Raw genomic sequence first — 13152 nt, 5'->3', positions numbered from 1 at the left:
CGTGCTCGTCGAACGCATGAGCCGCGCCGTGCTGCTGGCCAAGATGCCCGATGCGACTGCTGCGTCGGCGCTCGCCGCCTTCACGACCAAACTGCAATCGCTCGTCGAGCCGCTGCGTCAAACCCTGACCTACGATCAAGGTCGCGAAATGGCCCGACATGCCGAACTGACGGCCGCGACCAACGTGCGCGTCTACTTCTGTGACCCGCACAGCCCTTGGCAGCGCGGTACATGCGAAAACACCAACGGCCTGCTGCGTCAGTACTTGCCCAAGGGCACGGATCTGTCCATTTACTCTCAAGAGGACCTCGACGAGATTGCTGACAAGCTCAATACACGACCGCGTGCCACGCTGAACTGGTACACGCCTCTGCAAATCCTTGCTCAGGTCCTGGCTAACCCCACCGACCGAGTCCCTGTTCAGTAACCCGCGAGGTGTTGCACTTCGCTCTTGAAACCGCCTTTCCTAAGAACAATTCCACGACATTCGTAACCGGCCGTAATACTGACCGCGGCATTCGGCGCTGTCGTCTGCACACCGAGATCGGCAAAAACTGCCGCTTCCGGCAGACAGGGTCCGTTATGAGCCGACCGTGGCGCGTACGGCACCTTCAGTCAGACGAAACGCATACGACAACCAAACACATGCTGGCACCTCGCCGGGAGATCTTTGCGGCGGCACCCGCCGTTCCGTCACGCACGCATGCGCTCGCCACGCTGGCCAGGATCTGCGTCTCAATGCTCGAGCGGCGCCCGCTGACGTGCGCGACGACACGTCAATCGAAGATACCGGTTCGTGCCCGCGTCACAGGCACTACGATCGAGTGACAATGAATCAGAACAACTGGCTCTGGACGAAAACTAAGCAGACCGTATGATTCGAGTGTGCTTCGTACCACGTGCGCCTTGAGGCCGGCCAGGTCGCGGCAGTTGTATCTAATGCCCGTGCTCAATGAATCGACTGTCCTCCGATGGAACTCCAATCAAAATGATCGTTCGCCCGCCGGACAGTTGATTGGAGTACCGGCTCAATGCTGGCACCTTTCCTGTCAACGTACATTTCCGATAAATTCCATGATGTACGCCGCACATTTAAATCCCCATATCTCCCGATCCGTGACTCAGCTGACTGAGCACGAAACAATCATGTCCGCATTGAATTTTTAATCGGTCGATGATATACCGCCATTTCGCGGGAAGCGTAACAAGGGACGGCATGCGTCAGTACCCCGCAATTACGCTTGCCTTACCGACATCGCGTCCTCGCACATTGCCCGCAAGATCGTCTGACACACGGCAAGCACGTCACCCACAATACGCTGTACGCGCGCTGTGCGATGATTTGCATATCAGGTGAGATGCTGAGCACGCATCATTCAATCCTGACTCGCCAAAAAAAATTCTCACATTACTCTCGAAAACGTGGACAGTCCGATTCAATCAAGTGATTGACGGATTTCCCCTATATCGACCTGTTGTCTTCTCGATAAATCGACAGATGGACATCGATTCGCCCACTATGGCCACTGGATTCAAGTCAATAACGCCGTCAATCGCGTCGAGTGACGCATGCACACGAATATCGATCATCGTCATTTTTCCGAGACACTTCTCGATTTGAATTTCCCAGGAAAAATATCTCGATGTAGGCTGCTTCCGTTCCTTTGAACGCAGACATCCTTATACAGCGGAGAGACCATGAAACACGTAGCTTTTCCGATCCTGGCGATCGCGTCGGTGGTGACGAGCGGCGCAGCCTGCGCACAGACGAGCGTGACGCTGTACGGCACGATCGATACGTCGCTGACGTATGTGCGTCGCGCCGACGGTGGCAAGAACCTTTGGGCGCTCGGCAATAGCAGCGCCGGCAATCTGTCGGGCAGCCGCTGGGGCCTCAAGGGCTCGGAAGATCTCGGAGGCGGTCTGGCGGCGATCTTCCAGCTGGAAAATGGCTTCAATCCGAGCACCGGCGCCCTCGGCCAGGGTAACCGTATATTCGGCCGTCAGGCTTATGTCGGCCTCACGAGCAATCAGTTCGGTTCGATCACGCTCGGCCGCCAATACGATCCGCTGATCGATCTCGTGCAGCCGATTACCGCGGATAACTACTTCGGCAGCGCGTTCGCCACGGCCGGTGATGTCGACAACTACGACAACAGCTTCCGCGTCGACAATGCGGTCAAATACACGTCCCCCACCATCGCCGGACTGCAGTTCGAGGCGATGTACTCGCTTGGTGGCGTCGCGGGCAGCACGGGCTCGAAGCAGTCGTATTCGGCCGCCGTGTCATACAGCAATGGCCCGCTGAGCCTCGCCGGCGGCTATTTCTATGCCGCGAATACGAATCCCGTCGCGGGCGATCGCACGACGTGGTCGAGCACATCCGACGGCACGTTCGACGGCGCGATCAATACGGGTTACCAGACCGCGCATTCGATCGGCATCGCCCGCGCGGCGGGACAATACGTGTTCGGCGCGTTCACCGTGGGCGCCGGCTACAGCAACGCGCAATATCGACACGACGGCGCATCGGTGTTCGCGAAGAACGAGCACTACAACACCGCACAAGGCTTCCTGAACTATCAGGCATCGCCGGCGCTGCTCGTCGGAGTCGGCTACAGCTTCACGAAGTCGGGCGGCGACACCGCGGCGAACTATCACCAGGCGTCCGTCGGCGCCGACTACAACCTGTCGAAGCGCACGGATATCTACATGACGGCCGCCTATCAGCATGCAAGCGGGACGACCGCCGACGGGGCGGGCGGCGCGATGCCGGCACAGGCGTCGATCGGCTCATACGGCTACAACGGCACGAAGAACCAGGGCCTCGTCAATCTCGGCCTGCGCCATCGGTTCTGAGCATCATTGCAGGTCGCGGGCAAGACCGGCGATCGTCCGGGTGTTGGTTCTGCAGCCGGGCGATCCATCCGGTCGAGGAATTGCCGCGCGTACGCGCTCGAGGCTTACACGTAGCGCCGCTGCCCTTCCGCGTACAGCGTGTCGAAGCCGAGGCTCGACTTCCCGGAGCCCGACGGGCTGGTGACGACGGGCATTTCGCCGGCGCGCAGGTTGAGATCGAGATTCTTGAGATTGTGCTGGCGTGCTCCGGCGAATGCGGACCAGATCGCTCCATGCAATTTGCCGCCCAGGCTGAGTGAGTTAGCTGGAGTTCACGGTGCCGGAATGCTGCGGTGCAATGCCCGCAAGCGCGGCGCGCCTGCGGCAAAGGCCATGCCTGTGCGGCTCGACGTTCGACGGCTTTTAACTGTATATCCATACAGTTTTCCCGCGGAAACCGTGCAGGCGTCATGGGCGGCCGGTCGGCGATTCCATACCGGCATAGGCGCTGCACGGATCGCGCGCGGGCGACCTCGAGCTAAGCAGTGCACGGCTTCGATGGCCCCGCCCGCACACTATCCGCACTATCCGCACTATCCGCGCTTGCGCAGCGGTTCCAGCAAGCCCCGCAGGCCGTTGTGATCGATTTCGTGCATCAGTGCGAGCTGTCGGCCGAGCTCACCGCGCGGAAACCCTTCGCGCGCGAACCAATTGAGGTAGTTGCCCGGCAGGTCGGCAAGGAGTCGGTCCTTGTATTTTCCGAAGGGCATGGTGACGGTAACGAGGCATTCGAGGTCGGCGGATCGCATGCGGGTATTGTGCACGGCTTTCCGCTTCCGTCGCATGCAGGCCGATCCGGATCGACTAACGGCCGTAAAACCGGCCCGTCGCGCGATGCCGAAAGCGGACTGCCGCCCCGCTTCCGGCCTGCTAGACTGAAACTTCCCCCTGCAAAACGATGGAGGGAATCATGATGTCCATCTACGTCGTGAAGACCGGAGAGCAGTTCCTCTGTTGCGCCGAGGACGGCGACATCGGCATGGCGCCCGCGGTTGAAGATGCCGCGTCGTTTACATCGTATGAAGACGCGGAAAGAGCGGCAAATGCGCATGCCGACCCCGGATACGAAATCGTCGCCGTCTGCATGATCAAACACTGACGCGGCGCCCGCTGCGGGCAGCGCCGATGGGTCGATGCCATCGGCGGTTGCCAGCCCGGCCGGCCCGAGGGCCGGCCGCAACACTTCCCGCCAAAAGCCTCGCACTCCGGCTTGTCACCGACGACGCGAAACCGGCCAGCGCCGCGCCCGCGATGCGCTGCCCGCCCACCGACGCGCTCGCCCGCGAAGGCCGGCTGACCGATATCGAGGAATTCGTCGCCCGTATGCGGACGAGCCGGACCTGCGCCATTCGTGCAGGAAATGCGCGAGCCCCTCGATGCGCTGGACGAGCAGCGGCCGACGCCCATGCCCGACGGCCAGCGCATCCCCACTCCCGCCGTCACGTCATCGCGCTTCATCCCGTTCTCCTCGCGCACGGGAGGCGCGCTACAACCGCCGCATCGTCGATACCAGCGCCGCATCGTCCCCCGGCGCAGCCGGCCTGACCTGCGCGACCTCGCGCTTCCTGCGTTGCGGCCCAAGCCCTGTCCCACCCGTGCGCCGCCGCGTCGCATGCCGCTCGATAACTCGCTGCAGCAGGCAGAACACGCACAGCAGCGCGCCGATCACGATCCGCGTCCACCACGAACTCAGCGTGCCGTCGAACGTGATCAGCACCTGGATCGTGCCGAGGATGCCGACGCCGAACACCGACCCGATCACGTACCCCACGCCGCCAGTGAGCAGCGTGCCGCCGATCACGGTCGCGGCGATCGCGTCGAGCTCCATCCCCTGCGCCTGCAACCCGTAGCCGGACAGTACGTACAGCGTGAACACCACGCCGCCGAGCGCCGAACAGAAGCCGCTCAGCGCATACACGCCGACCTTCGTGCGTGCGACCGGCAGCCCCATCAGCAACGCCGAGCGCTCGTTGCCGCCGACCGCATACACGTTGCGGCCGAAGCGCGTGAAATGCGCGACGTAGATCGCGGCGGCGAGTGTCGCGAGCGCGATCAGCGCACCGGCGCTCAGCATGCCACCGCCGACCGGCACACTGATGCCCGCAATCGCATGGAACGCCGGCTCGTTGATCGTGATCGACTGCGTCGTGATCAGGAAGCACGCGCCGCGCGCGAGGAACATCCCGGCCAGCGTGACGATGAACGGCTGCAGCCGGAAGTAATGAATCAGCGCGCCCATCGCCGCGCCGTACAGCGCACCGAACGCGAGCACCAGCGGCACGATCGCCCACACCGGCCAATGCAGGCGCTCGGCACCGACCGCGCAGAAGATCGTTGTCAGCGCAACGACCGAGCCGACCGACAGATCGATGCCGCCCGACACGATCACGAACGTCATCCCGATCGCGACGATCAGCAGGAACGCGTTATCGACCAGCAGCCCGGTGAGCACCTGCATCGAGAAGAAGCCCGTGTACATCACGGATCCGAAGCCGAACAGCGCGATGAACAGCACGATCGTGACGACGATCGGCAGCGTGCGCGGGTCGGCGAGCCGTGCGAGGAATCGGTTCATCGCGGCGTCGCTCCGGTGGTGGCGCGCGAACGCGCGGAAGGCAGCAGCCGCGACGCGTGGCGGACCGCGAGTGCGCGCGCCGCGTCCGACTGGATCAGTGTCACGACGATCACGACGATGGCCTTCACGACGAGCGTCGCCTCCGGCGGCACGCCGATCGAGTAGGTCGTGTAGGTGAGCGTCTGGATGATCAGCGCGCCGAGCACGGAGCCGGCGAGGCTGAAGCGGCCGCCGAGGAGCGACGTGCCGCCGAGCGTCACCGCGAGGATCGCGTCGAGTTCGAGCAGCAGCCCCGCGTTGTTGCCGTCGGCGCTGCGCACGTTCGAGCTGGCGATGATCCCCGCGAGCGCCGACATCACGCCCGAGCACAGATACACGCCGAACACGATGGCGCCCGCGCGCAGCCCCACGAGCCGCGTCGCGACCGGGTTCACGCCGATCGCGCGGATGAAGAGGCCGAGCGCGGTGCGATTCACGAGCAGCGCGATCGTCACGATCGTCGCGATCACGATCCACACCGAGCACGGCATGGCCGCGAGATAGCCGCCGCCGAGCGCCAGGTAGCCGGGCGCGCCGATCGGAATGATCTGTCCGCCGGTGAGCAGCTGCGCGATGCCGCGCCCCGCGACCATCAGGATCAGCGTCGCGATGATCGGCTGCATCCCGACGAACGCGACGAGCACGCCATTCCACGCGCCCGCGAACAGCCCGACGCCGAGCGCGGCGGCCAGCGCCGCGCCGAGCCGCGTCGGATCGCCGTCGAGCACGATCGCCGCGGCCGCGCCGGCGATCGCGACGATGGCGCCGACCGAGATGTCGATGCCGCGTGTCGCGATCACGAGCGTCATCCCGAGCGACACGATCACGAGCGGCGCCGCGCGGTTCAGGATGTCGATCGGCGCGCCGAACAGGTGGCCGTCGAGCAGCGTGATCGACAGGAAGCCCGGCCGATGCGCGACATCGAGCGCGAACAGCAGCACAAGGGTCAGCACCGGCCACACGAGCGGATGACGAAGCAACGTACGAAGCCGCATCATGACCGGCCTCCCGCGATCAGTTGATAGACCTGCTCCTCGGACACGTCGCCGCCGCTCAGTTCGGCGACCTTGCGTCGGTCGCGCAGCACCGCGATCCGGTGGCTCACACGCACAACCTCGCTGATTTCCGACGAGATGAACAGGATCGCGAGCCCCTGCGCGCACAGCGCGAGCACACGCTCCATGATGTCGAATTTCGCGGCGACGTCGATCCCGCGGGTGGGCTCGTCAAGGATCAGCAGCTTCGGTTCCGTCGCGAGCCAGCGCGCGAGCAGCACCTTCTGCTGGTTGCCGCCCGACAGCAGCCCGATCGGCTGCTCCGCGTCGCGCGCCTTGATACCGAGCCGCGCGATGTACGTGTCGGCGAGCTCGCGCTGCCGCGCACGCCCGATCAGGCGCCACCAGCCGCGCCGCGCCTGCAGCGCGAGAATGATGTTCTCGCGAATCGACAGCGCGGCGACGATGCCCTCCTTCTTGCGATCCTCCGGGCAATACGCGATGCCGTTGCGCACCGCGTCGTGCGGCGACGTGAGCCGCTTGCGCGCGCCGTCGATCTCGATCGCGCCGGTATCCGTGCGCTCGGCGGCAAACGCGAGCCGCGCGGTTTCGGTGCGCCCCGAGCCGAGCAGCCCGGCCAGTCCGACGATTTCGCCGGGCCGCACGTCGAGGTCGAGCGGGCTCATCATCCCGCGTCGGCCGACCTGCTGCATCGACAGGAACGGCGCGGCGGCGCCCGCGTCGCTCGACACGGCCGCCGCACCGGCCTGCAGCGTGCCGGACATCGGTTCGCGGCCGGTCATCTTCGCGACGAGCACGTCGACCGGCAGGTCGCGCGCGAGATACTCGCCTTCGCGCTCGCCATTGCGCATCACGGTGATCCGGTCGGACACCGCATAGGTCTGCTCGAGAAAATGCGTGACGAACAGGATCGCGATGCCCGACGCCTTCAGCCGGCGCAGCACGTCGAACAGCCGCGCGACTTCGCCGTCGTCGAGGCTCGACGTCGGTTCGTCGAGAATCAGCACGCGCGCGTCGACCGACACGGCCCGCGCGATCGCGACCATCTGCTGCACCGCGATCGGATATGCGTCGAGCGAACGCGTGACGTCGAGCGACAGGTCGAGTTCGGCGAGGGCGTCGCGCGCTCGCGCATGGATCGTCTTCCAGTCGATCGCGCCGCGCCGCATCGGCTGCCGGCCCGCGAAGATGTTCTCGGCAACCGACAGGTTCGCGCACAGGTTCACTTCCTGGTACAGCGTCTGGATCCCGGCCGCCTCGGCCTCGCGCGGCGCGGCGAAATTCACCGGCGCGCCGCCGACGCGAATCTCCCCCGCATCGTGCGCGTGCACGCCGGTGAGCACGTTGATCAGCGTCGATTTGCCCGCGCCGTTCTGGCCCATCAGCGCGTGGATCTCGCCCGGAAACAACCGGAAGCCCACGCGCTGCAGCGCGCGGACACCCGGAAACGCCTTGTCGATGTCGATCATCTCGACCACCGGCGGATTCGTCATGGATGCGCCCTCGATTCGAAGAGGTGTCCGGGCGACGGCGGCCATGCCGCCGCCCGCGCGGATATCGCTGCTCGTGCGGTCAGTACTTGCGGGTCGGCAGCACCTGCGCCGCGACGTTCATCGGGAACACGGTCTCGTTCGTCACGATGCGCTTGGGCAACTGCTTGCCGGCGACCACGTCCTTCACGGCCGTCATCAGTTGCGGGCCGAGCAGCGGGCTGCATTCGACGTCGACGTTGATCTTGCCCGCGACCATCGCCTGGAAGCCGCCCTTGGTCGCGTCGAACGACACGACGCTCACGTCCTTGCCGGGCTTGATGCCAGCCTCTTCCATCGCCTGGATCGCGCCGAGCGCCATGTCGTCGTTGTGCGCGTAGACGACGTTGATCTGCTTGCCGTAGGTCTTCGCGAACGCTTCCATCACCTGCTTGCCGCCCGCGAGCGTGAAGTCGCCGCTTTGCGACGCGATCACCTTGAATTTCGGATTGCTCTTGATCACCTCGAGCAGGCCCGCGCGGCGATCGTTGGCCGGCGCCGAGCCGACCGTGCCCTGCAGCTCGACGATGTTGATCGGGCCCGGGTCGTTCTTGTAGTGCTCTTCCATCCAGTGGCCCGCGCGCCGCCCTTCCTCGAGGAAGTCGGAGCCGATCATCGTCACGTACAGCGACGGATCCTTCACGTCGACGCCGCGATCGGTCAGGATCACCGGAATGTGCGCGGCCTTCGCTTCGGTCAGCACCGGCTCCCAGCCCGATTCGACGACCGGCGAGAACGCGATCACGTCGACCTTCTGCGCGATGAACGAGCGGATCGCGCGAATCTGGTTCTCCTGCTTTTGCTGCGCATCCGAGAATTTCAGGTTGATGCCGGCGTCCTTCGCCGCGCTTTTCACCGACACGGTGTTCGCGGTGCGCCACGCGCTTTCCGCGCCGACCTGCGAGAACCCGAGCGTGATCGGCTTTTGCTGCGCGTGCGCGCCGCTTGCCAGCACCGTCGCCGCGGCGACGATCGCGCCGGCCGCCAGCTTCCTGATGAATGTCATGGTCTGTCTCCTATGATGTCGTTGTATGCCGCGGCGCGCCGGCGTTGCGCGGTGTGCTGTGCTGCGCTGTTCTGTTTCTGCGTGGCGCGGATGCGGGTCGGGGCAGCGTCGGCCGACGCGTGCGGCTGGCCGGTATGTGCGCCCCGGATCAGTCTAGGTACAAGTCCGATAACCTTCCAATGAAATATTGGATTGCAACGATATCGGTATCGGCATACGTATAAACACCTAATGCTTCGAGCGGCCCGGCACGCGGCGATCGGCCCCGGGCCAGCACGCCCCAGCGCTGTCCGACGCGCCGGTCGGCGTGCCGTCGACGCCGATACAGCGGCGGCCGGATATCGGCGTCGCGGAGCGGCGGATGGCGGCGGAGAACAAGGCGATCGGCGTCGCGATCGCGGCATCGCGGCATCGCGGCATCGCGGATCGCGGAATACTATCCGACAATGTCGCTGTCCGGGATGCCGGGTTTTCCGCGGCACCGCTCGGTGATCTGGGCGTGGGTGGTCGGGTTCGGCGCTCGATGTGGAGCAGCCGAAACCGCATCGGGAAAACACGTCGGGTGACGTGCGGCCGGGGCCATGTCGCTGCGGGCACGAATTCGGTTCGTGCCCGTGATTTGTTACTTCGCGAGCAGCGTCTTCAGATAATCGACTCGCTGCCGGGTGATCGCGAGAAGACAGTCTCTCGTGATCAAGCCAGCGCCCTCGCCTTGAGATTGCGCGGCCTCGGCTGCGATGTAGCCATCGCACTGCTTGTCCCGGTAGTTGAGCCAGGCCTTCTCGGATTGCTCGAACTCGTTCTTGTATTGCGTGGCCGCGTATATTTTTCGATAGATCGCGTTGAGTTCCTGCTTCGATTCAGCCAGAGAACGGTCGACACACGACACATCGCGATGAACGTTTCCGTTGCCGACACATGTATCGGCCAGTGCGCTAAGGGGTAGCAGCAGCAATGCAACGCTGATCGTCTTGTTCATGGCTTCTTCTTCGCGAGATCGGTGGCCTGCCTGATTCAGGAAGGCTCCATCTTAAAGGAGCTGGCTCATGAAATAGCAAGTGCCACTGTGCCATCTGGTTCGACGGCAGCTACCGACGCGACGCGATGGCGTTCGAGTCCGACTGTGCCGCGGAGCGCTTGCGCTCCGGTCGGCAGGCCACTGCCGTTAGCCGCGCGTGTCGATCCAGTTGCGCGCCCAGCGTGCCGAGTGCTGCAGCGCCTGTCTTTCGCTCGGAAAGTAATCGAGCGAATAGAACTGGTAGCGGGCTTCGGCGCATGAGCTGCCGCGGCGTTCGAGCAGCAGGTTGGATGAAAAACTACCGTCGGGCAAACGATGCGCCGAGGGTTGGACGGCATAGCCGTTGTACTGTTGAATTCGATTGTCTTGCATTTCTAATTTTAATAATGATGTTCGGGTGCGCCCGTGCCGTGCGAAATATGCACCGATTCAAAGCCATTGCGAGCTGAATCTAAAGCAGTCGGAAAGCGCGAGAAAGGCGTTGCTGCCGGAGGGGAGAGTGAAGTGCAACGAGGCATGTGGCGCGTGGCACGCTGCTGAACAAACAGATGCAGCCAAGAGCAAACGCGCCAACTTTAGGAGACAACGCTCCGTGAGGGTGTCGCTGCGACCCGGCGTCCGTCGCGGAAAGCCGGGCCCTTCAAACTTGCTTACAGCGGCTGGATGTTGGCCGCTTGCAGACCCTTCGGGCCTTGCTTCGTTTCGAAGCTCACTTTCTGGTTTTCAGCGAGCGTCTTGAAGCCTTCAGTCCGGATTTCGGAGAAATGAGCGAACAGGTCGTCGCCGCCCTTGTCCGGAGTGATGAAGCCAAAGCCTTTGCTGTCGTTGAACCACTTGACGATACCGGTATCCATGAGGAATCCTTGAATAAAAAATATGAAGATTTGCTCTGATGAAGAGCGCGTGAAGCGTCAAGGAGGGAGTGGACAACGAATACCGCTGGGGGGAGCGAGAAATTGATGAACAGCAATCGGACTTCTTGGACTTCGACGCGTACAGTAACTGCCGGGAATGGCGGAGTCAATGGCTATCTTGTAACTGTGTCGCAAGCGGTCCGTTTGGGAGGCAAGGCGATGTGGCCCCACTCGCTTCCGAGGATGTTGCTGCGTGACTGCGTTCGCCGGAACGGACGCCGCATAGCCGCCTCGTTCGCGCGAGCCATGGCGGCATCGCTCGCTACCTGCGAACGGATGCGCACCGGACAGCTCGCCGCATCGCGTCCGTCGGCATGCCGTAGCCTGGACCGAGTCGCGACGCGTCGACACGAACGGCATCGGACCAGATCTCCGTCCGGCAATTGATGAGCCGGGCCGTCTGCCGTGCGCTGTCGAGCGTAGTGCGACAAGCGTCTTCGGCTGGGGCATAGACGGTGTAAGCGTCGACCTCGATCGCGCCGGCTCCAAGCGCCGCGAACCCGGCGACCAGCCCGGCATGCGTGCCGCCGCTGCCATTGGGCCCGACGACGCGATTGAAGTGCAGGTCGCATGATCTGGACTGCTGCACGATTTCCGCTGCGCACGCGGCATAGGCCATGCAGCCGACCGGACTCGATCCACCGAACGGGCAAACGTAGACATGATGTCCTGCGGCGCGCAATTCGTCCGCACGCGCGACCGCGTATGCCATCGCATCCGCCGAAGCCGGCAAATCGTGCACGCGTGCGTCGAACAGGTTGTCGAGCAGCACGTTGCCGCTGTCGACGTAGTCGGCATCGCCACGCGGCACGGACCGAGTGAGAACGACCTCACATCGCAGGCCTGCGCGGGCTGCCGCAGCCGCGGTCAGCCGTGCGTGATTCGATTGCCTCGACCCCACCGTAATGACCGTATCGGCGCCGGCGTGCAATGCGTCGCCAATCAGGAATTCCAGCTTCCGCAACTTGTTTCCGCCGCCGCCCACGCTGCCCAGGCCTTCCCGCTTGACGGCTGCGAATCTGAAAGCAGCCATCCGACGACTATCCAACGAACACGTCGCGCGCGCTGGTTGAACCTGACTGGAGAATGGCGTTCGCGAATTCCACAAAACCGGCTCCGCCCGGGCCGCGCGTGATCCATCGAGGGGGAATCGGCAATTGCGGCAGGTAATCGATCACCGTGCTCACGCCCGCCGTGTGTTTGAAAAACTCGAACATTGGCGCGTCGTTGGTAGAGTCACCGGAATAGGCCACCCACTCGCAGGCTGCCTCCGCGTCGACACCGTATGTGCGGGCCAGCACTCGCAATGACATCTTCAACTTGTCGTAGCCGCCTATCCAGCCAAGAACCCACAGGTTGTTTATCGTCGCATCGGCTCCCGCTTGTCTCAGTGCATCGACGATGCGGTGATCGGCATCGGTGCCGGTGCGGCGATAGGCGAGGCTCGTCAGCCGAAACACTTGATCATCAGCCTGCTGTGCGTGAGGCACCGCTTTTTCGACGATCCGCGCAATGGACTGCAGTTGCACGCGTACGTGTTCAATGGCATCGGGCGGATGCCAGAAATGTCGTTCGATGCGGTGCCCGTCTGAACTCCGCCGCAAAAACAAGCCGCCATTTTCGGCGATGACACCGTCGACAGGCCACATGCGAGCCATCTGGTCACACCATCCGGCAGGCGCCGCGGTGACCGGCACCACGCGAATGCCGCCGGCTTCCAGTCGTGCCAGCGCAGCGTACGTCTCGGCAGCCAGGCGCCCTTGATAGGTCAACGTCTCGTCCATGTCCGTGAGCACGAATCGGACTGTCGAAAATTGATCGGTCTCGGCTTGGGAAAGCGGTTGCATGGTGACCCGTTAGCAAAGGACGACCGCAAATTATGAACGGCAATGAGAAGGTCGCTTTGTCGAATTGCGCAGATGCATATCACGATTCGTTGATAGCAAATGGTTGCGATGAGATCGCGGCGTCCGATCCGGCGACGACGCGGTCTCACCCAATACATCGACGGGAGTCCTGAAGCCTGTCGCATGAAGCAACTCGATGCGCACACGCGCGTCGCGAAGCGTTTCGCCAGCGATATAGCGGCGGGAGATCTTGCGGACCAGCGAACGGGGAACGACAGGGATCGCGTAAGCCGCCATCGTATTGAAAAAT

At 63.5% G+C, this 13152-nt stretch carries 13 protein-coding genes and 1 pseudogene; 3 read left to right on the top strand and 11 right to left on the bottom strand.

Going from position 1 to position 13152, the window contains the following annotated elements; genetic code table 11:
* Both O1Q03_RS35710 and O1Q03_RS35705 read left to right on the top strand, forming a co-directional pair.
* Window positions 1-427 (top strand): IS30 family transposase (locus O1Q03_RS35710; protein WP_269500940.1); only part of this gene is annotated, 427 nt, incomplete at its 5' end.
* Window positions 428-1698: 1271 nt separating this feature from the next.
* A complete protein-coding gene (locus tag O1Q03_RS35705; protein ID WP_269509875.1) occupies window positions 1699-2859 on the top strand; it encodes a porin in 1161 nt (386 codons plus the stop codon).
* Here O1Q03_RS35705 and O1Q03_RS40335 read toward each other — a convergent pair.
* Both O1Q03_RS40335 and O1Q03_RS35695 read right to left on the bottom strand, forming a co-directional pair.
* Window positions 2829-3138: pseudogene (locus O1Q03_RS40335) on the bottom strand (hypothetical protein); the annotation flags it as partial. The gene O1Q03_RS35705 and the pseudogene O1Q03_RS40335 overlap by 31 nt on opposite strands.
* Window positions 3139-3431: 293 nt before the next feature.
* A complete protein-coding gene (locus tag O1Q03_RS35695; protein WP_269509869.1) occupies window positions 3432-3647 on the bottom strand; it encodes a DUF3820 family protein in 216 nt (71 codons plus the stop codon).
* Between the two features lie 161 nt (window positions 3648-3808).
* On the opposite strand from O1Q03_RS35695, the gene O1Q03_RS35690 reads away from it, so the two are divergent.
* Window positions 3809-3997, top strand: a complete 189-nt coding sequence (locus tag O1Q03_RS35690; RefSeq protein ID WP_269509866.1) for a hypothetical protein — start codon at window positions 3809-3811, stop codon at window positions 3995-3997.
* 387 nt (window positions 3998-4384) lie between these two features.
* Here O1Q03_RS35690 and yjfF read toward each other — a convergent pair whose 3' ends face one another.
* The 9 genes from yjfF to O1Q03_RS35640 form a co-directional block, all read right to left on the bottom strand.
* The gene (yjfF, locus tag O1Q03_RS35685) at window positions 4385-5473 is read right to left on the bottom strand and encodes a galactofuranose ABC transporter, permease protein YjfF (RefSeq protein WP_269509863.1); all 1089 of its coding nucleotides are present in this window, start codon (window positions 5471-5473) and stop codon (window positions 4385-4387) included.
* Window positions 5470-6510, bottom strand: a complete 1041-nt coding sequence (locus O1Q03_RS35680; RefSeq protein ID WP_269509859.1) for an ABC transporter permease — start codon at window positions 6508-6510, stop codon at window positions 5470-5472. Before O1Q03_RS35680 ends, yjfF begins: the two co-directional genes overlap by 4 nt.
* Window positions 6507-8021 (bottom strand): sugar ABC transporter ATP-binding protein, encoded by a 1515-nt coding sequence (locus O1Q03_RS35675; protein ID WP_269509848.1) that lies wholly within the window; start codon window positions 8019-8021, stop codon window positions 6507-6509. Before O1Q03_RS35675 ends, O1Q03_RS35680 begins: the two co-directional genes overlap by 4 nt.
* Window positions 8022-8100: 79 nt before the next feature.
* Window positions 8101-9063, bottom strand: a complete 963-nt coding sequence (locus tag O1Q03_RS35670; RefSeq protein WP_269509845.1) for an ABC transporter substrate-binding protein — start codon at window positions 9061-9063, stop codon at window positions 8101-8103.
* A 622-nt stretch (window positions 9064-9685) separates the two neighbouring features.
* Window positions 9686-10042, bottom strand: coding sequence for a lysozyme inhibitor LprI family protein (locus tag O1Q03_RS35660; protein WP_269509841.1), 357 nt, complete (start codon window positions 10040-10042; stop codon window positions 9686-9688).
* A 186-nt stretch (window positions 10043-10228) separates the two neighbouring features.
* Window positions 10229-10453, bottom strand: coding sequence for a hypothetical protein (locus tag O1Q03_RS35655; RefSeq protein WP_269509838.1), 225 nt, complete (start codon window positions 10451-10453; stop codon window positions 10229-10231).
* A gap of 278 nt (window positions 10454-10731) precedes the next feature.
* Window positions 10732-10935, bottom strand: coding sequence for a cold-shock protein (locus O1Q03_RS35650; protein WP_175719495.1), 204 nt, complete (start codon window positions 10933-10935; stop codon window positions 10732-10734).
* A gap of 322 nt (window positions 10936-11257) precedes the next feature.
* Complete coding sequence (locus tag O1Q03_RS35645; protein WP_442865908.1) at window positions 11258-12103, bottom strand: pyridoxal-phosphate dependent enzyme; 846 nt, start codon at window positions 12101-12103, stop codon at window positions 11258-11260.
* Window positions 12036-12842 (bottom strand): HAD-IIB family hydrolase, encoded by an 807-nt coding sequence (locus O1Q03_RS35640; RefSeq protein ID WP_269509835.1) that lies wholly within the window; start codon window positions 12840-12842, stop codon window positions 12036-12038. Before O1Q03_RS35640 ends, O1Q03_RS35645 begins: the two co-directional genes overlap by 68 nt.
* Window positions 12843-13152: the final 310 nt, after the last annotated feature.

The sequence above is a fragment of the Burkholderia sp. IMCC1007 genome, assembly GCF_027257875.1.
Classification (GTDB): Bacteria; Pseudomonadota; Gammaproteobacteria; order Burkholderiales; family Burkholderiaceae; genus Burkholderia.
The sequence above is the reverse complement of the archived record's forward strand: the minus strand, read 5'-3'. Positions and strand labels throughout refer to the sequence as shown.